Below are 17,641 nucleotides of genomic sequence, written 5' to 3'. Positions count from 1 at the left end.
CGCCGCCGGACGCTCGAGCTGCTCGCGCTGCGCCGGGCCGAGGCGGCCGGCCGGACCGCGGCGGAGCGCCCGGGCGGGCAGCAACTTCGACCCGGCCGGGCGCCAGCGCGCCCGGAGGGGTAAAGATGGTCCCATGACGGAGCCGAACCAGAACGCCGAGACCAACGACACCGACGAGAACGACGAGCAGCGTGTCGTCGTCGTCGGCCCCGGCGGCATGGCCGTCGAGTCCGCGCCCGGAGGCCAGGAGGAGCAGCGTTCGCTCACCGACCTCGTCGAGCAGCCGGCCAAGGTCATGCGCATCGGCAGCATGATCAAGCAGCTGCTCGACGAGGTGAAGGCCGCGCCGCTGGACGAGGCCAGCCGCCGCCGGCTGGGCGAGATCCACCGGGCCTCCATCGACGAGCTCGAGGACGGCCTGGCGCCCGAGCTGGTCGACGAGCTGGAGCGGCTGGCGCTGCCCTTCGACGACGAGAGCGTGCCCACCGACGCCGAGCTGCGCGTCGCGCAGGCGCAGCTGGTCGGCTGGCTCGAGGGCCTGTTCCACGGCATCCAGACCACGCTGTTCGCCCAGCAGATGGCCGCGCGGGCGCAGCTGGAGCAGATGCGCCGGGCGCTGCCCCCGGGCGTGCAGCTGGCGCCGGGCCAGGCGATGCCCGGTCAGGGCCGTCCCGACGAGGGCGAACAGCGCGGCAGCGGGATGTACCTCTGACGATCCCGGCCGGCGATCCGCTGCTGGAGCGGATCGCCGCCGCGGTCGCCGTCGGCCACACCGAGTCGCGGGCGGCCGCGCGCTCGCTGCTGACGCGGCTGTGGGCGGAGCTGGAGTCGCTGGGCGGCGGGCCGCTGCACCGGTGCGTGCTGGCGCACCACCTGGCCGATCTCCAGGACGACGTGGCGGCCGAGCTGGACTGGGACCTGCGGGCGCTCGCGGCGGCCGACGGCTTCGACGCGCGGCTTCACCGCGTCGCTGCGGTTGAACCTGGCCGACGCCTACCGCCGTCTGGGTGAGCTCGACGCCGCCCGGTCGCACGCGGTGCTGGCGCTGGCAGCGTGCGACGAGCTGGACGACGACGGCTACGGCCGGATGATCAGGGCCGGCGTGGCCCGCCTGGCCGAGCGGCTCGACGACGTCGACCCCGCCCGGCCACGCGGGTGAGCCGAGACCGTCAGGCGGCCGTGCGGGCGTGGCTCTCGATGACGCCGGCCAGCCGCGGCAGCGCCTCTTCGACGTGCTTCTGCGCCTGCGGGCGCAGCTTGCTGTAGACCTTCTTGACGCTGTCGCGCTGCGACGCCGCGGCGCGGGCGTCGGAGACGCCGAGGAGGGCGTCGGCGACCTCGGTGCGGCGGCCCTCGAAGTAGTCGGCGAGCGAGCCGCCCCCGGTGGCCTGGAAGTCGGCGTAGAACGGCTCGGCCCGCTCCACGAAGGAGTCGAGCATGTTGTCGATGGTCTCGGGGACGAACCCGGCGTTGATCTTCTTCAGGACCGCGTAGCCGCCCTTGACGGCCATCCCCGAGACGCCGCTCTTGTCGGAGACCTCGGCGTCGACGAGCTGGTGGAGGTCCTTGACGACGGCCGGCCGGCGGCTCGGGTCGAGAAGGATCTCGCGGAGTGTGTCAGCCATAGTGGGAAGTGCCCCTCAGTATCGAAAATGATCAGGTGTGACGGTCGTGCTCCGCCACTGTAGAACACGAAGATCGGTGCGGCGAAGAGTGGCTTTCGTCCGGTTTGGTGTGCGAGCGGCCTGGTGGGATCAGAGTGGCCGAAGTGGCAACGCGCCGCGCCGCCGCCCGGGTTCCGCCCGCCTCCCTGGCCCGACGATCCAACGCGGGCGGACGGGACAGCACCGGCGTCACGCGCCCGGCTGACACCTCACCCGCGCGAAAGGCCATACCCGGCGACCGTGGACAGGGCATGTGGCCTTCAGACGGGTGAAGTGGCGGCCCGTCGAGCGAGGACGCCGGCCGACGCCGGGTACCAGCCACGGCAGCGCGCCGCGATCAGTCGTGGTTGCACTCGGGACATCCTCGCGATGGTCCGCCGGAGCCCGGGATGGTCCTGTCTTCAGGCGAAGTAGCCGTCGAGGAGCAGCGCCAGGCCGTCGGACTCGACGTCGCCGCAGACGGCGTCGGCCACGGACTTGACGTCGTCGGGGGCCTGACCCATCGCCACGCCGACGCCGGCCCAGCGCAGCATCTCGAGGTCGTTGTGGCCGTCGCCGACGGCGAGCGCGCCGGCCGCCGTCACGCCCAGGCGGCCGGCCACCTTGCGCAGCCCGGACGCCTTCGAGACGCCCACCGGCATGATGTCCAGCCACGCCGTGTAGCCGATGGCGTAGTCGACGCTGGGCAGGCCGGAGTCGCGGGCGATCTCGCGCAGCTGCTCGCGGTCGCCGTTGGGCCAGCGCACCACCAGCCGCGTCACCGGCTGGGTGACCAGCTCCTCGTGCGGGACGACGGTGACGTCGCCGTCGAGGTCGCCGGCCGGGAACTCGCCGGTGACGCGGTAGCCGCGGCCGAGCTCCTCGACCGCCAGGACGGCGTCGGGGATGCGGGCGGTGAAGTAGCGGACGGTGTCGGTGATGTCGAACGTCTCGATGTCGAACGGCGTGCGCGTGGCGACGTCGACCACCACCGCGCCGTTCGAGCACACCGCGTACCCGTCCTTGAGGCCCAGCTGGTCCAGCAGCGGCAGCGTCGAGTGCATCGACCGCCCGGTCGCGACGACGATGTGCGCGCCGGCGTCGTGCGCCCGGCGCACGGCGTCGACGACCGGCGGCCGCGGCGGCTGGTGGAACTCGGCGTACGTGACCAGGGTGCCGTCGACGTCGAGCGCGACCAGCGCCGGGCGCCACCCGTCGGGCAGCGTCACGCCGCGACCGGTTCCAGCAGCTCGCGCCCGCCGAGGAACGGCCGCAGCGCCTTCGGCACGAGCACCGAGCCGTCAGGCTGCTGGTGGTTCTCGAGCAGCGCCACGATCCACCGGGTGGTGGCCAGGGTGCCGTTGAGCGTCGCGACCGCGCGGGTGCCGCCGTCGGTGCGCTCGCGGATGCCCAGGCGCCTGGCCTGGAACGTGGTGCAGTTCGAGGTCGACGTCAGCTCCAGCCAGCGCTCCTGCGACGGCAGCCAGGCCTCGCAGTCGAACTTGCGGGCCGCGCTGGACCCGAGGTCGCCCGCCGCGACGTCGATGACGCGGTACGGCAGCTCCATGTCGCCGAGCATCTGCTCCTCCCACGCGAGCAGCCGCGCGTGCTCGTCGGCGGCGTCCTCCTCGCGGCAGTAGGAGAACATCTCGACCTTGTGGAACTGGTGAACGCGGATGATCCCGCGGGTGTCCTTTCCGTAAGAACCCGCCTCGCGCCGGTAGCAGGCCGACCAGCCGGCGTAGCGCAGCGGCCCGTCGGAGAGGTCGAGGATCTCGTCGGCGTGGTAGCCGGCCAGCGCGACCTCGCTGGTGCCCACGAGGTAGAGGTCGTCGGCCTCTACGCGGTAGATCTCGTCGGCGTGCGCGCCGAGGAAGCCGGTGCCGCCCATGATCTCAGGACGCACCAGCGTCGGCGTGATGACCGGCGTGAACCCGGCCGCCACGGCGGTGGCCATGCCGTGGTTGAGGATGGCCAGCTCGAGCTGGGCGCCCACGCCGGTGAGGAAGTAGAACCGGGCACCGGAGACCTTGGCCCCGCGCTCGGTGTCGATGGCGCGCAGCCGCTCGCCCAGCTCGAGGTGGTCGCGGACGGTGTCGAGCGCGGGCTTCTCGCCCACCTCGCGGAGCACGACGTAGTCGTCCTCGCCGCCGGCGGGCACGCCGTCGAGGACGATGTTCGACGGCACCCGGGCCAGCTCGTCGAGCCGCGCCTGTGCCTCGTCGGCGGCCGCCTCGGCGGCCTTCACCGCGGTGGCCAGCTCGCGCGTGGTGGCCAGCAGCTCCTGCTTCTCCTCGGGCGCGGCCTTCGGGATCAGCTTGCCCAGGCGCTTCTGCTCCGCGCGCAGCCGCTCGAACTCGGCCAGGGAGGACCGGCGCGACTCGTCGGCGGCGAGCAGCTCGTCGACGACGGACTCGCTCTCGCCCCGCGCTCGCTGCGAGGCACGGACACGGTCGGGGTCTTCCCGGATCAGGCGCAGATCTAGCACCACCCGAGGGTATCCGGCCCGGGCAGCAGAACGCGCGCGGGTTTCGGGTCAGCCGCGCAACTGCTCGAGCCAGGCCGCGGCGTCGGCGAAGTCGCCGTTGGAGGTGCCCGGCAGCACCGGCGGGCGGACGCCGTCGGCGCGCGGGTAGGAGCCGAGGAAGCGGACGTTGGCGCAGACCCGGCGCAGGCCCATCATCGCCTCGCCCACCCGGGCGTCGGCGACGTGCCCCTCGACGTCGATGGCGAAGCAGTAGCGCCCCATGCCATTGCCCGTCGGGCGCGACTCGATGCGGGTGAGGTTGACCCCGCGGGTGGAGAACTGCTCGAGGATCTCCAGCAGCGCGCCGGGGTGGTCGTCGCGGATGAACGCGACCAGCGTGGTCTTGTCCGATCCGGTCGCGCGGCCCGGCTTGCCGGGGCGCGTCACCAGCACGAAGCGCGTGACGGCGTCGGAGTCCTCACCGATGTCGACGGCGAGGGCGTCGAGGCCGTAGCGCTCGCCGGCCAGCGGGGCGGCGATGGCGGCGTCGTACACCGTGCCGTCGGGGCCGGGCGTCCGGTGCGCGACGGACGCCGCGGCTGCCGCCGTCGACGGGCCCAGCGCGATGACGGCGTCGGGCAGCTTCGCGGTGACCCACGCGCGGCACTGCGCCTCGGCCACCGGGTGGGTGACGATGCGCCGGACGTCGGCGAGGTCCGTACCGGGGCGGGCGAGCAACGTGAACGTGACGGGCAGCAGCACCTCGGCGGTGATGGTGAGCGGCTCGCCGCGGATCAGCTCGTCGAGCGTGGCGTTGACCGATCCCTCGACGGAGTTCTCGAGGGGGACGACGGCGCCGGTGACCTCGCCGGTCCGCACCGCGGTGATGGCCGCGTGCACCGACGGGGACGGCTCCAGCGTCGCGCCGGCGAGGGCCGGGAAGCGCAGGGCGGCCGCCTCGGTGAACGTCGCCTCCGGGCCCAGATAGGCGTAACGATCGGTCATGGCAAGAAGACTAGTGTGTCAGCCTGGCCACAATTAGCACCGTCGTTGCCTTCGGAACGGGCTGGTACGGATACGGTCGTGCATGATGGACGTGGAGCGGGCAGGCAGCACCGGCACGCACCTCGGCGCCGTACGGCTCCGGGTGCGGGCGGGCCGGGTTCGCCTCGCCGGGCTCCTGGTGGCGCTCCTCACCGTCCTCGTGCCGTTCCTGGCGGCGTCGCCCGCGGCCGCCGACACACCGGCGCCGGCCACCACGTCCGATCCCCAGCAGCGGGTGGTCCTGCTCGGCATCGCCGGCCTGTCGTGGCCCGACATCACCGCCGAGGGCATGCCCACGCTCTACGACATGGCCGGCTCCGAGGCGGCGGGCTCGCTGACCGTGCGCACCGTCCGCACCCGCACGTGCGTGGTCGACGGCTGGCTGACGGTGAGCTCGGGGCGCCGCGCCACTGACATCTTCGACACCGACGCCGACGGCGAGGGCGACCGCTTCTGCCGTCAGCCGCCGGAACCCTCGGCGGCGCCCGACGGTCCCGGCGCCGTCGTCCCCGGCTGGGAGCTGCTGCAGCAGCAACAGGACGACAACTCCTACAACGCCGAGATCGGCCTGCTGGGCGACCGGCTGGCCGAGGCCGGTGTGTGCGCCACGGCGGTCGGCCCCGGCGCGGCGCTGGCGCTGGCCGACTCCACCGGCCGCGTCCCGGCGTACCACCCGTTCTCCGGCGACCTCGGCTCCGGCCTGCTGAGCGAGTGCCCGGTCACCGTCGTCGACCTCGGCGGGCTGCCGAACCCGGCGCCGCGCGGCAGCGACGAGCTCACCGTCCAGACCGCCCTCGACACCCGGCGGCAGGCCGCGGCGAGCATCGATGCGCTCGTCAAGCGCATCATCGACCAGCTGCCGCCCGACACCGCGCTGATGATCGCCGGGCTCGCCGACAGCGTCGGCACGCCGGTTCCGCTGCCCGACGAGCCGACGCCCATCCCGCCGGCCGGCCTGCGGGCGGCGCTGGCCTCCGGTCCGATCGCCGACGGCGGCACCTTCGGGCCGCAGTGGCTCACGTCGTCGTCGACGCTGTGGCCGGGGCTGGTGCAGCTGACCGACATCGCTCCGACGCTGCTGGCCTACGCCGGCGTCGACGACCCCGCGCAGGACGTCGTCGGCCGGCCGTGGCGGGCCTCCGGGGGGCACCCCGGCAGCTCCGCGGCCACGGTGTCGGAGCTGATCGGCGTCGACCGAGCGTCCGACATCTACCGCGACCAGTCCGGGCCGTTCTTCCAGATCCTCGGCGGCCTCCTCGTCGTCGTGTGCGCCGCGGCGCTGCTGGCGCTGCGGCGCGGCGTCTCGTTCCGGCCCGCGGTCCTGCGCGTCGTGCAGGTGGTGGCCGTGCTGGTGGCGGCCGCTCCGGTGGCCTCCTACCTCGCCAACATCACCCGGTGGTGGCGCTACGACCAGCCGAACACCGTCCTGTGGACGTCCATCGTCGTGTGCGCGGTGGCGCTGACCATCGTCGCGCTGGCCGGGCCGTGGCGGCGCCGCGTCTACGGCCCGCCCGGCGTGGTGGCCGGCGTGACGGCGACGGTGCTCGCGGTCGACGTCGCCAGCGGGTCGAGCCTGCAGCAGTCCAGCCTGCTGGGGCTGTCGCCGCTGGTGGCCGGCCGCTTCTACGGGTTCGGCAACATCCCGTTCGCGATCTTCGTGGTGGCCAGCCTGGTGGCCGCGGCCGCACTGGGACAGTGGCTGCTCGACACCGGCCGCTCCCGCCGGTTCGCCGCCGGCGCGGTCGCCGTGGTCGGCATGATCGCCGTGGTCATCGACGGCGCGCCGCAGGCCGGCGCCGACGTCGGCGGCATCCTCGCCGCGATCCCCGGGTTCGCGGTGCTGGTGCTCGGCACCCTGGGCGCCCGCGTCACGCTCGCGCGGCTGGTCCTCGCCGCCGCCGGCGCGACCGCGCTGTTCGGGCTGTTCGCGTTCGTCGACTGGCTGCGCCCGCCGGGCTCGCGCACCCACTTCGGCAGCTTCTTCGCCGACGTGCTCTCCGGCGACGCCCTGACGGTGATCTTCCGCAAGGCCGAGGCGTCGCTGGGCACGCTGGAGCGCTGGCCCATCTACGGCTGGCTGGTGCCGCTGGCCTATCTGCTGATCCTCTGGCTGATCCGCCCCGACGGCGAGAACGCGGTGAGCCGGACGGTGCTGCACTGGTCGCTGTTCCGGTACCTCGTGTGGGCGGCGCTGCTGACCGGCGCGGCCGGGTTCGCGGCCAACGACTCCGGCATCATCGTGCCGGCGCTGCTGCTGACGGTCGGCGTGCCGCTGGGCATGGCGGCGGTGGCGGCGGCCCAGCGGCTGGCGCCGGCCGCGGCGGGCGCCGAGCGCGAGCTGACGCCGTCGCAGTAGGGGTCAGCCGAGCGCGGCGACCCGCTCGAGCAGACGCGCCTCCTCGTCCGCGGTGAGCGGCACCTCGAGTACCCGCAGCCACTCGGTCAGCTCGCCGTCGCGCAACGCCCGGTGCTCGGTGGGCTCGCCAGGACGGCGGATGGTCGCCGTCTGGTGGGTGACCATGACGTGCCGGCCGGGCAGGTGCTTGCCGACCATGAGACCGGTGCGGAAGTGGATGCCGGGGAACGTGCTCGTGTAGTGGTGCGCCATGACGACGTCGATCGGCTTGACCTCGTACTCGTCGGTCGTGTGCGCCAGCTCCCAACCCGCCTCGCGGTGGCGCTGCAGCCCCCAGAGGCCGTCGCCGGCGCTCGCGACCCGGTAGGGCCAGCCGTCCTGGTCGGACTCGGTGCCGTCGGCCAGCGGGATCGGCCGCAGCAGGCTCATGCCGAACCCGGGGTCGCACAGCAGCCGCTCGCCGTCCAGCACGACCTCGACGACCATGTGGCTGCGACCCTGCTGGGTGCCGGCGGCCGGATCGCCGACGCGGCCGAGGTGCCGGCGCACGTCGTAGCCCAGCCGCTCCAACGCGGCGGCCACGATCGTCGAGTGCTCGAAGCAGTAGCCGCCCCGGCCGCGGCCGGCGAACTTCTCCTGCACGGCGCCGAGCCCGACCCCGGGGTGCTGCTCCAGCAGGACGTCGATGTTGTCGAAGGTGAAGGCGCGCACGTGCGCCTGGTGCAGCTCGTCGAGCGCCTCGCGGCTCGGCTCCCGCTCGGGGATGCCGAGGCGCTTCAGATAACCGGCGAGGTCGAGCCGGTCGATCTCCCAGGGGTCAGCCGCCATGCCCCTACGGTAGGGCCCGGCCCCCAGTGTCGCACGACGGGTCCGCTGGCCTCCTCCGGCCCTGAGATGATCACGTTCACGACGAAAACCCATGTCGTACTACGTCTGCAACCGTGTCGACGGTCGAGAAAGCCGGGTGACGGCCCACGCCACCGCCCACCGAGAACGCCTGGTGCCCTGCGCGACCCGTTGATGATCATGGCCGTCCACAAGCACCGTTGCCTCCGGGACACCGGTGGCCCTACCGTGCCGCGGACGTCTCAGACGCGGCGGAAGCGCGCCGGCGCCGAGGGGCGGATGCCGCGCGTCACCAGGGCGCGCATGACGTGCGCGTACTGCTTGCCGCGGTGCAGCTGGGCCTTGAGGTCGGTGCCGGTGACCCGGTGGTGGAACTCGACGTCGACCTCGACGACGCGGAAGCCGGCCCGCAGCAGGTCGATGGTGAGGCCGGTCTCGACGCCGAACCCCTCCGCCAGCGGCAGCGCGGCCTCGAACGCGGCCCGGGTAAGGCAGCGCTGGCCGGACAGCGGCTGAGTGGCGGTCCAGCCGGTGGCCCGCTGGATGCCGTTGCGGGCGAGATCGACCACCAGGCCGCGCCCGCCGCCCGCGGTGCGCTGGGCCGGCAGGACGCCGATGGTCATGTCCGCCTCGCCGGCCAGCACGGGGTCGATCAACGGCCGCGCGTTGGCCGCCGTCGACTCCAGGTCGGCGTCGAGGAACAGCAGCGCGCGCGGGGCCGTGCGGGACGCCTCGCGGGCCTCGATGGCGGCCAGCGCCGTCGCACCGGTCTCCATGGCGGCGGCCTTGCCGCGGTTGCGGGCATGCCCGACGACGACGGCGCCGGCCTCGGTGGCCGTCGTGGCGGTGCGGTCGGTGGAGCCGTCGTCGACCACGACGACGAGGTCGACCCCCGGGATGCTCTTCGTGGCCGCGACGGTGGCCGCGATGCGGTCCTGCTCGTCCTTGGCGGGGATGATCGCGGCGACGCCGTCGGCGCGACGGTCCTCGGTGGTCATGGGCGCCAAGCTTAAGGGCTGGCAGCCGACCGCGAGGTCTGACGCCAGTCCCCGATGAATGGACGGCGACGGGGCGAGGCGGCAACCGGCGCGCCGCTCGCGTAGCCTCTGCTCACGATGACCACGCCCACGTCCGCCGTCGACGCCGCCGACTCCGAGGTCGGGCGGCTGCGCACCGTCATGCTGCACCGGCCCGGGCCGGAGCTGAAGCGCCTCACGCCGCGCAACAACGACAAGCTGCTGTTCGACGGCATCCCGTGGGTGGGCCGCGCGCAGGAGGAGCACGACGCGTTCGCCGACACGCTGCGCGGCCACGGCGTCGAGGTGCTGTACCTCGCCGAGCTGCTGGCCGAGACGCTGGCCGGCGACGCCGCGCGGCACGAGTGCATCGAGGCGGCGCTGGCCGATCCCCGGCACGGCGACACCCTGCGCGACGTGCTGCGCAAGCATCTGGGCGGGCTGCACCCCGACGACCTCGCGCAGGTCCTCATGGCCGGGCTGGCGCATGACGAGCTCCGCGACGGCCGCGGGCTGACGTACCGGCTGATGGACCCGCACGACTTCGTCATCGACCCGCTGCCGAACCTGCTGTTCACCCGCGACTCCAGCGTGCGCATCGGCGACCACGTCGCGGTGACCAGCCTCGCCATGGCCGCGCGGCGCCGCGAGACCAGCCTGACGTCGGCCATCTACCGTCACCACCCGCGTTTCGCCGGCGAGCCGCTGGTCTACGGGCCGGAGCTGGAGAACCTCGAGGGCGGCGACGTGCTGCTGCTGGGGCCCGGCGTCGTGGCCGTGGGCACCGGCGAGCGGACCACCCCGGCCGGCGTCGAGCGGCTGGCCCGCAACGTCCTGGCCGCGGGGCTCGCGCACACCGTCCTGGCCGTCCCGATCGCCCAGGACCGCGCGACGATGCACCTCGACACCGTCCTGACGATGGTCGACCACGACGCGATCGTCATGTACCCCAACGTCGCCGACGAGCTGACGGCGGTCGCGCTGCGCTGGACCGGCGGCGACCTCGTCATCGACGCCGAGCCGGCGCCGTTCGTCGAGGCGGCCGCGGCGGCCATGGGCATCGACGCGCTGCGGATCGTCGAGACCGGCCTCGACCCCGTCACCGCCGAGCGCGAGCAGTGGGACGACGGCAACAACACGCTGGCCATCGGCCCGCGGCTGGCCGTCGCCTACGAACGCAACACCGAGACCAACGCCCGGCTCGAGGATGCCGGCATCGAGGTGCTGCGCATTCCGGGCAGCGAGCTGGGCTCCGGACGAGGCGGCCCGCGATGCATGTCGTGCCCGATCCGCCGCGATTCCGCGGCGCCGAGCCCCCGCTGACGCCGTCGTTACCTCGCGTCAGGGCATCGTTTCGACAACGGTACAGACCGGTCGAGATCGTCCCGTAACGGAATGAGTCTCAAGAAGTCGCCATTCGGTGGAACTTGTACCCCTGGAAGACGGTAAGCTCCGAGGTGACCCCGATCGCTCGTGTTCCCCCGTCGTGAGCGGTCGGGGTCGTCTCTTGTCCCGCCGGCGCCGTGGTCAGCGGATGGTGACCTGACGGTTGGCCAGGCCGGCGCGGGCGCGCCGCTGCTCCGACGTCAGCGGTGCCTTCTCGGCGACCGCCTCGGCCAGCCGTCCGGCCAGCGCGGCGGCGGGTTCCTCGACGGCGTCGGCGGGCGTGCCGTCGACCAGATCCCACACGGGGACCAGCAGTCCGGCGGCGCGGAACGTGCCGAGCAGCCGGGTGCCCTCGCCGAGGGTGTCCTGGCCGGCGGCGTGCAGCCGGGCCAGCCCGTCCAGCAGCGGCTCCTCGTCGTACGGCAGCACCCAGCGGACCTGGTCGCGGTCGCCGAGGCTGCACCAGTACGCGGCCTCGACGGACTGGAGCCTGGCCGCCGGGACGACGGCGGAATTGGCCTCCTCGAGCGCCGCACGGGCCTCGGCGCCGGAGTCCGACTCGGGATCCAACCAGTAGTCGAATCCGTCGTGAACCGTCACCTGGAATTCCGCGTCGGTGTCGATGAGGTCGTGCAGTCGCGGCGCGTCGCCCGTGCGGGGGCCCGGGTTCACCGTCGAGCCGGGCTCGGCCTCGAGCGCGGTGGCCAGCGTGTGCCCGAGGTCGGCGGCGGGGTCGCCGGTGGACGTCATGGTCTGCAGGGCCAGCAGGATCTCGCCGTTCTCACGCACCAGCGCCGGGAACGCCCCGGGCAGCAGCGTGCAGACGACCACCGAGCGGTCGTCGCCGGAGGCGAGCCGCAGCGGCGCCGTCGCGGCCGAGACGATCTCGCGCATGGCCACCCAGTCGCACTCGCCCGGCAGCCCGGCGAACGGGCGGACGACATACTGCCGCTCGGCTTCGCGGGCCTTCTTGCCGTGGCAGACCTTGTAGCGCTTGCCCGAGCCGCACGGGCAGGGCTGGCGGGGGCCGACGACGGGAACCTCGGTAGTGGCACTCACGGAAGGCGAGGGTAGCCGGTTCGGCCGCCCGGGTGTGAGCCGGACGCCGTCATGCCGTCAGGCGGCCGGGTTCCACGGACCGACGACGGCGTGCACCGTCACTCGTCCGGGCTCGGAGCGCACCCGCCACTCGCGGGCGATGGCGTCGACGATGGACAGGCCGCGGCCTTCGTCCTCGGTGGACGTGGGCTGGCGCACCTGCGGCCGTTCGGAGCCGCCGCCGTCGCTGACCTCGATGAGGACGTCGTCGCCGAGCACCGCCCACTGGAGCACGACCCCGGTGCGGGTGCCGCTGAGCGGCAGCGGCCGCGCGTGCAGGATGGCGTTGGTGACGAGCTCGGTGACGACGATGAGCGCGTTCTCGATGACCGTGGGCGAGACGTTGGTGTTGCGGAGATCTTCCGCGACGAGGTGACGGGCGTGCGGGACGTTGCTGACCTCGCCGGTCAGCTCGACGGAGCGTGCGCTGTTGGATCGGGCCTCACGCCTCGTGGCCACGACTCGACCCACCGCCAGATCTCCCTTCACCGGACCCACGCCACCCGCATCCAGTGGTGCCCACTGCACGACTCTGCCAAACCTCTCGACAGTGAACCATTCGCCACGCGATCACGTCCATATGTTGAGATGAGAGTTCGCCGGATCTCCCGTTTCGCGCCTGAGTCCGCTGGTGGCCGGCCGTTCGCCGGCATACCGTTGATCACCAGCGCGTTTGCCTGATCTTGGGGCGCCGGCGGCGTGGAGGTGCGATGATCAGGATGCCCTCATCGCACAGATATGTCCGACCCGTGACTCTTCCTTCCGTGCCGAAGTGGCGGATCGCCCGCTAGGTTAGAGCGGGGCGGAGAGGATGACGATGTGGACTCACTCCCGGTCTTCGGGACAACGTGGGGCGGACGGAGATCGGACCGGGGGAGCGTCGGGCGACGCCATGGTCGACGCTACCGGTACCGACGGCTCCGGCCGTGCCGACGCGCGTGGCGGCGTGTCGTGGTTCGAACCCGGTGTTCCGCTGCCGCCGCTGCAGCCGCAGCGCAACGGCGATGCTGCGGTTGCGCATGCCGGCGGGGCGAGTGACACTCTGTCGGGTCCGGCCGGTGAGGGCGACATCCCGTCGTCCGGCGGCGAGTCAGGGGCCGGCACGGCAGCACCAACCGAGGCAGAGCCGGAGCGAGCACTGGAACCGCAGCCAGCCAACACGACAGGGCTCGACGGCGAGGCGCTGCGGGAGAGCCTGGCCCTGCTCGAGGACCACCTCGACGACGTCGGCACCGACTTCTACGCCCAGCTGTTCACCATCGCGCCCGAGACGCGCGAGCTGTTCGGCGCCGGTATGGCGGTGCAGCGGTCCCGGCTGGTCGGCGCGCTGGTGCGCATCGTCGGCAATGCCGACGACCGCGAGAGCCTCACCCCGTATCTGGAGGGTCTGGGCCGCGACCACCGCAAGTTCGGCGTCATCGACCAGCACTACGCTCCGGTCGGCACGGCGCTCATCCTGGCGGTCCGCCGCTCGCTCGGCGACGCGTGGACGCCGCGCCACGAGAAGGCCTGGATCGACGCCTACGACTACATCGCGTCCATCATGGTGGGCGCCGCCCGCCGCGACGCCGTCATCTCGCCACCCTGGTGGGACGCCGAGGTCGTCTACCACCGGCGCATCCTCGACGACCTCGCGATCATGCAGGTGCGTCCGCACACCGACTACCCGTACCGGCCCGGTCAGTACGCCTACCTGACGACGCCGCGACGGCCGAAGATCTGGCGGGCCTACTCCATGGCCTCCGCCCCGCGCGACGACGGCCTGCTCGAGTTCCACGTCCGCACCGTCGGCGCCGGCTGGGTCAGCAGCGCGCTGGTCTGGCGCACCGAGCCCGGCGACGTCCTGCACCTCGGCGCGCCGCAGGGTCACGACGTCGCCACCCCGCGCTCGGAGCACGACCTGTTGTGCATCACCGGTGGTACGGGCATCGCGCCGGTACTGGCCACGTTGCAAGAGCTCGAGCAGCGCCAGGACGGCCGTCGCGTGCACGTGTTCTACGCCGGCCGCGACCGCGACCACCTGTACGCGCTGCCGCACCTGGAGTCCATCGGCGTGCGCTACCGGCGGCTGACCGTGGTCCCGGTGGTGTCGCCCGACGGCCCCACCGACCGCAGCCCCGACCTCATGGGCAACATCGTCTCGGCCTACGGCGACTGGCGGAAGCACCGCGTCTACGTCGCCGGCCCCACGGGCATGGTGGCCACCAGCCTCGAACGGCTGCGCGAGCAGGGTGTGCCCGACGAGCAGATCGTCGTCGACGACTACGGTCTCTGGTGAGCTCTAGCTCTCTCTAGCGCCTGCGCTAGACGCTCGTAGACGAGCCGATGTGCACGCCGGTCTGGCGTGGTCTAGGGGTCTCTAGCGCTGGCGCTAGATGGTCGTAGACGACCCGATGGTCCGTCAGACGGTGGCGTGGCGGCGCAGGTAGAGGCCGAAGTGGGGCACGGTGAACGCGATGGTGCCCCGCTCGGCGGAGTACACCAGCCCCTTCTTGATCAGCGAGTCGCGCGCCGGCGACAGCGAGGACGGCTTGCGGCCGAGGTACGTGGCGACGTCGGACGTGGGGACGACGCCGTGCGTGTCGTCGGAGAGAGCCGCCATGGCGCGCAGGTACTCGCGCTCGGCCGGGGTGGCCCGCTCGTACCGCGATCCGAAGAAGCCGACGGCCAGCTCGGCCTGGGCCTCTGGCGCGGCCATGCGGACGTCGTCGGCGCCGATGGGGTCGGTGGGTGCGTTGTCCCACGTCACCTTGCCGTAGGCCTGCACGAAGTACGGGTAGCCCTCGGTCGCCTCGTAGAGCGCGTCGAGCGCCGCCGGCTCGTACGTCACGCCCTCCTCCTCGGCCGGCGCCACGAGCGCGCGGTCGGCGGCCGCGCGGTCCAGCCGGTCGATGCGCACGTACCGGAACAGCCGCTCGGAGTAGGACTTCGACGCCGAGAGGACGGCGGGCAGGTGCGGCAGCCCGGCCCCGACGACGACCAGCGGCAGGCCCTGCTGCGACAGCTCGTGGCAGGCGGCGCACAGGGCGGACACGTCGGCCGGCGGGATGTCCTGCATCTCGTCGACGAACAGGGCGATGCCGACCCCCACGTCGCGCGCCACGCCCGCGGCGTCGACCAGCAGCTCGACGAGGTCGACCTCGATGTCGCCGGTGTCGGCCCGGCCGGTCGCGGCCGGCACGTCGATGCCGGGCTGCCAGCGGTCGCGCAGCTTGGCGTCGTCGCCGGCCGAGCGCAGCGCGAATGCCTTCAGCACCCCGAGGAACGCGTCGACGCGGTCGGGGTCGCGGTGGCGCGGGGTGAGCTCGCGGACCGCCATGTGCAGCGCGCTGGCCAGCGGGCGGCGCAGCGACTGGTCCGGCCGGGCCTCGATCTTCCCGGTCCCCCACATCCGCCCGATCGCCTGCGACCGCAGCGCGTTCAGCAGCACGGTCTTGCCGACGCCGCGCAGCCCGGTGAGGACGAGCGAGCGCTCCGGCCGCCCGCGCGCGATCCGTTCCAGCACGACGTCGAACTGCTGCAGCTCGCGGTCGCGGCCGGCCAGCTCGGGCGGGCGCTGACCGGCGCCGGGGGCATACGGGTTGCGCACCGGGTCCATGATCGGACTCTATGGTGTCGTCTAGCTGGAGCCGTAGATTTCGCTAGACGCCACCATAGGCGTGTCGCGAATCGAGTCAGACCGGCTCGCGGAACGGGTCGTGCTCGGCGATCAGCTTGTCGACGCGGGCCTGGTCCAGCCGCTTCGTGAGCGCGGTGTCCTCCTGCTGGTCGCGGATGCACTTGGCCAGCGTGAAGGCCGACGTGACGAGGTAGATGGTGCCGAGGCCGAGGAGCGGTCCGGACGTTTCCCCGGGGCTGTCGGTGCCGCCGCCTAGGCTGATCACATGTCCTGGTACCGGCCGGCGGCCGTGGCGCCCGAGCTGCGCGACGCGCTCGTGTGCGGCTGGACGGCGAAGGTCGACGGCGTCGAGCTGCTGGTGCCCGACGGCTGCATCGACGTCATGTGGCTGGCCGACGGACGGGTCCTGGTGTGCGGACCCGAGACAGCGGCGTGGCCGGTCACCACGCCGCCGGGGACCGCCGCGGTCGGCGTCCGGTTCCGCCCCGGCGTCGCGCCCGGCGTGCTCGGCACCCCGGCGCACGCCCTGCTCGACTCCCGGGTCGGGCTCGACGACGTGCTCGGGCCGGGCGCGAGGGAACTGGCCACGCGGGTCACCGACGCCGCGACGGCGGAGGCGCGGCTGGCCGTGCTGACGGCGGCGGCCCGGCGCTGGCTGGCCGAGACCGACGGCCCCGACCCGCTCGCGTCATGGACGGTGCGGGTGCTGAGCCGGCGGTCGCGCAGCATCGCCGAGCTGGCCGACGCGGCCGGGCTGACCGACCGCCAGCTCCAGCGTCGCAGCCGGGCCGCGTTCGGCTACCCGCCGTCGATGCTCCGGGTCATCCTGCGGCTGCAGCGGTTCATGGCGCTGGCCCGCGCCCCCGGCAACGCAGCGCTCGGGCTGGCCGAACTGGCCCACCTCGCCGGCTACAGCGACCAGGCGCACCTCTCCCACGACTGCCGCCGCATCGCGTCGTGCACGCCCAGCGAGCTGCTTCAGAGCCAGGCGCCCGACTGGCACGGCCCCGGCTCCGTGGTCGACGACCTCCCCGAGGCGGCCGGCCGCGCGGCGTGACGCGCGATGTCGCATCCGTACAAGCACCGCCCGCCGCGCGCGCGGCAGGGTGGAGACATGACCGACATCGCTGACCGTTATCGCCGGCTGGCCGCCACGCTGACCCGTCGCATCGAGTCCGTCCCGGCCGACCGCTGGGAGTCGCCATCGCCGTGCGAGGGCTGGACCACCCGCGACGTCGTCGCGCACCTCGTCGACTGGCATCGCCAGGTGGCCGAGCTCGGTGGCCTGACGCTGCCGCCCGGCCCGCCGGTCGACGCCGACCCCGTCGCCGCCTGGACGCACACCCGCGACGCCATGCAGGACCTGCTCGACGACCCCGAGCGTGCGAACACCCCGTACGAGGGCATGTTCGGCCCGACGACGGTGGCCGCGACGGCCGACCAGTTCCTCGGCTTCGACCTCGTCGTGCACGGGTGGGACATCGCCCGCGGCGCCGGCCTCGACGACACCATCCCGCCCGACGACGTCGCCGAGCTGCTGCCGATGGTCCGTCAGCTGGGCGACAATCTGCGCCGGCCCGGCGTGTGCGGCCCGGAGGTCCCGGTCCCCGACGACGCCGACGACCAGACCAAGTTGCTGGGGTTGCTCGGCCGCCGCCGGTGAGCGCAAGCCGACAGCGGACCGAGCGGGGGCCGGTGTCCCCCCGAACCCCGCGGCCCAGAGCGTTTGCTCGGCGGCGGGGGACAATAGGGACATGATCTCCGTCGAGCTGGCCCGGAAGCTGCGCGAGGCGGGGCTGCGCTGGGAGCCCCGTCCCGGCGACCACTTCGTCATCGCCGACCGCGGGATGGACGACGAGGTCTTCGTCGTGAGCCACATGGTGGTCGACGTCCACGAGTTCCCGAGCGGCGAGCGCGTCATCGGCTTCAACGGCACCGTCGAATGGGCGCTGGACAGCGTCGAGCAGGAGGCCGCGCTCTGGCTGCCCGGCGAGTCGCGGCTGCGCGAGCTGCTCGGCGGCGCGTTCGTCCGGCTCGATCGGGCCGGCGACGGCTACCGCGTGACGCTCGACGTCGCCGGCCGCCGGGTCGAGATCGACGACGAGCGGGCCGAGGAGGCGTACGGCAAGGCGCTGCTGTATCTCGCCACCGGCGACTGACACCGTT

Annotated in this window: 18 protein-coding genes; 8 read left to right on the top strand and 10 right to left on the bottom strand. The window is 73.3% G+C overall.

Annotated features, from left to right (window positions below):
- Positions 1–133 precede the first annotated feature (133 nt).
- On the top strand, positions 134–712 hold the full coding sequence (locus DY240_RS30560; RefSeq protein ID WP_119663415.1) for a bacterial proteasome activator family protein: 579 nt from the start codon (positions 134–136) through the stop codon (positions 710–712).
- A 264-nt stretch (positions 713–976) separates the two neighbouring features.
- Positions 977–1,159 carry a hypothetical protein gene (locus DY240_RS33110; RefSeq protein WP_199702783.1) on the top strand — a complete coding sequence of 61 codons (183 nt, stop codon included), beginning with the start codon at positions 977–979 and terminating at the stop codon, positions 1,157–1,159.
- 10 nt (positions 1,160–1,169) lie between these two features.
- On the opposite strand, the gene DY240_RS30550 is transcribed toward DY240_RS33110, so the two are convergent.
- The 4 genes from DY240_RS30550 to pheA all read right to left on the bottom strand — a co-directional run bounded on the left by DY240_RS30550 (position 1,170) and on the right by pheA (position 5,115).
- A complete protein-coding gene (locus DY240_RS30550) occupies positions 1,170–1,625 on the bottom strand; it encodes a DUF6918 family protein (protein ID WP_119663414.1) in 456 nt (151 codons plus the stop codon).
- A gap of 440 nt (positions 1,626–2,065) precedes the next feature.
- Positions 2,066–2,872, bottom strand: coding sequence for an HAD family hydrolase (locus DY240_RS30545; RefSeq protein WP_199702781.1), 807 nt, complete (start codon positions 2,870–2,872; stop codon positions 2,066–2,068).
- Entirely contained in the window at positions 2,869–4,131 is a 1,263-nt protein-coding gene (serS, locus tag DY240_RS30540; protein WP_119663418.1) for a serine--tRNA ligase, read from the bottom strand. The genes DY240_RS30545 and serS overlap by 4 nt, the downstream gene beginning before the upstream one ends.
- Positions 4,132–4,179: 48 nt before the next feature.
- Positions 4,180–5,115: a prephenate dehydratase gene (pheA, locus tag DY240_RS30535; protein WP_119663413.1), complete on the bottom strand. Its 936-nt coding sequence runs from the start codon at positions 5,113–5,115 to the stop codon at positions 4,180–4,182.
- Between the two features lie 82 nt (positions 5,116–5,197).
- Here pheA and DY240_RS30530 point away from each other — a divergent pair, with 82 nt between their 5' ends.
- Positions 5,198–7,510, top strand: coding sequence for a hypothetical protein (locus tag DY240_RS30530; RefSeq protein ID WP_147375593.1), 2,313 nt, complete (start codon positions 5,198–5,200; stop codon positions 7,508–7,510).
- 3 nt (positions 7,511–7,513) lie between these two features.
- Here the strand turns inward: DY240_RS30530 and DY240_RS30525 are convergent, their stop codons facing one another.
- The gene (locus DY240_RS30525; protein WP_199702779.1) at positions 7,514–8,338 is read right to left on the bottom strand and encodes an arylamine N-acetyltransferase family protein; all 825 of its coding nucleotides are present in this window, start codon (positions 8,336–8,338) and stop codon (positions 7,514–7,516) included.
- Between the two features lie 260 nt (positions 8,339–8,598).
- A complete protein-coding gene (locus DY240_RS30520) occupies positions 8,599–9,354 on the bottom strand; it encodes a glycosyltransferase family 2 protein (protein WP_119663411.1) in 756 nt (251 codons plus the stop codon).
- Between the two features lie 117 nt (positions 9,355–9,471).
- Between DY240_RS30520 and DY240_RS30515 the strand changes: the two genes are divergently transcribed.
- Complete coding sequence (locus DY240_RS30515; RefSeq protein ID WP_119663410.1) at positions 9,472–10,695, top strand: arginine deiminase; 1,224 nt, start codon at positions 9,472–9,474, stop codon at positions 10,693–10,695.
- A 204-nt stretch (positions 10,696–10,899) separates the two neighbouring features.
- On the opposite strand, the gene DY240_RS30510 is transcribed toward DY240_RS30515, so the two are convergent.
- Both DY240_RS30510 and DY240_RS30505 read right to left on the bottom strand, forming a co-directional pair.
- Complete coding sequence (locus tag DY240_RS30510) at positions 10,900–11,817, bottom strand: DUF5926 family protein (protein ID WP_119663409.1); 918 nt, start codon at positions 11,815–11,817, stop codon at positions 10,900–10,902.
- 57 nt (positions 11,818–11,874) lie between these two features.
- Positions 11,875–12,315, bottom strand: coding sequence for an ATP-binding protein (locus DY240_RS30505; RefSeq protein WP_158603065.1), 441 nt, complete (start codon positions 12,313–12,315; stop codon positions 11,875–11,877).
- A 433-nt stretch (positions 12,316–12,748) separates the two neighbouring features.
- Here DY240_RS30505 and DY240_RS30500 point away from each other — a divergent pair, with 433 nt between their 5' ends.
- Positions 12,749–14,134, top strand: a complete 1,386-nt coding sequence (locus tag DY240_RS30500) for a globin domain-containing protein (protein WP_158603064.1) — start codon at positions 12,749–12,751, stop codon at positions 14,132–14,134.
- Between the two features lie 123 nt (positions 14,135–14,257).
- Here DY240_RS30500 and DY240_RS30495 read toward each other — a convergent pair whose 3' ends face one another.
- A complete protein-coding gene (locus tag DY240_RS30495) occupies positions 14,258–15,454 on the bottom strand; it encodes an AAA family ATPase (RefSeq protein WP_119663406.1) in 1,197 nt (398 codons plus the stop codon).
- A gap of 76 nt (positions 15,455–15,530) precedes the next feature.
- Positions 15,531–15,740 (bottom strand): hypothetical protein, encoded by a 210-nt coding sequence (locus DY240_RS30490; RefSeq protein ID WP_119663405.1) that lies wholly within the window; start codon positions 15,738–15,740, stop codon positions 15,531–15,533.
- On the opposite strand from DY240_RS30490, the gene DY240_RS30485 reads away from it, so the two are divergent.
- The 3 genes from DY240_RS30485 to DY240_RS30475 all read left to right on the top strand — a co-directional run bounded on the left by DY240_RS30485 (position 15,741) and on the right by DY240_RS30475 (position 17,634).
- A complete protein-coding gene (locus DY240_RS30485; protein ID WP_119663404.1) occupies positions 15,741–16,532 on the top strand; it encodes a helix-turn-helix domain-containing protein in 792 nt (263 codons plus the stop codon).
- Between the two features lie 57 nt (positions 16,533–16,589).
- The gene (locus DY240_RS30480; RefSeq protein ID WP_119663403.1) at positions 16,590–17,138 is read left to right on the top strand and encodes a TIGR03086 family metal-binding protein; all 549 of its coding nucleotides are present in this window, start codon (positions 16,590–16,592) and stop codon (positions 17,136–17,138) included.
- Between the two features lie 91 nt (positions 17,139–17,229).
- Positions 17,230–17,634, top strand: coding sequence for a pilus assembly protein CpaE (locus DY240_RS30475; RefSeq protein WP_119663402.1), 405 nt, complete (start codon positions 17,230–17,232; stop codon positions 17,632–17,634).
- Positions 17,635–17,641 lie beyond the last annotated feature (7 nt).

The sequence above is a fragment of the Jiangella rhizosphaerae genome (genome assembly GCF_003579925.1).
Lineage (GTDB): Bacteria > Actinomycetota > Actinomycetes > Jiangellales > Jiangellaceae > Jiangella > Jiangella rhizosphaerae.
This window is presented reverse-complemented; position numbering and strand designations above follow the sequence as displayed.

Bases quoted from the DNA above. Each gene is read 5' to 3' on its own strand.
- DY240_RS30560 (WP_119663415.1), top strand. From the start codon at position 134: ATGACGGAGCCGAACCAGAACGCCGAGACCAACGACACCGACGAGAAC.
- DY240_RS30550 (WP_119663414.1), bottom strand. From the start codon at position 1,625: ATGGCTGACACACTCCGCGAGATCCTTCTCGACCCGAGCCGCCGGCCG.
- pheA (WP_119663413.1), bottom strand. From the start codon at position 5,115: ATGACCGATCGTTACGCCTATCTGGGCCCGGAGGCGACGTTCACCGAG.
- DY240_RS30530 (WP_147375593.1), top strand. From the start codon at position 5,198: ATGATGGACGTGGAGCGGGCAGGCAGCACCGGCACGCACCTCGGCGCC.
- DY240_RS30525 (WP_199702779.1), bottom strand. From the start codon at position 8,338: ATGGCGGCTGACCCCTGGGAGATCGACCGGCTCGACCTCGCCGGTTAT.
- DY240_RS30520 (WP_119663411.1), bottom strand. From the start codon at position 9,354: ATGACCACCGAGGACCGTCGCGCCGACGGCGTCGCCGCGATCATCCCC.
- DY240_RS30515 (WP_119663410.1), top strand. From the start codon at position 9,472: ATGACCACGCCCACGTCCGCCGTCGACGCCGCCGACTCCGAGGTCGGG.
- DY240_RS30500 (WP_158603064.1), top strand. From the start codon at position 12,749: ATGGTCGACGCTACCGGTACCGACGGCTCCGGCCGTGCCGACGCGCGT.
- DY240_RS30495 (WP_119663406.1), bottom strand. From the start codon at position 15,454: ATGGACCCGGTGCGCAACCCGTATGCCCCCGGCGCCGGTCAGCGCCCG.
- DY240_RS30485 (WP_119663404.1), top strand. From the start codon at position 15,741: ATGTCCTGGTACCGGCCGGCGGCCGTGGCGCCCGAGCTGCGCGACGCG.
- DY240_RS30480 (WP_119663403.1), top strand. From the start codon at position 16,590: ATGACCGACATCGCTGACCGTTATCGCCGGCTGGCCGCCACGCTGACC.
- DY240_RS30475 (WP_119663402.1), top strand. From the start codon at position 17,230: ATGATCTCCGTCGAGCTGGCCCGGAAGCTGCGCGAGGCGGGGCTGCGC.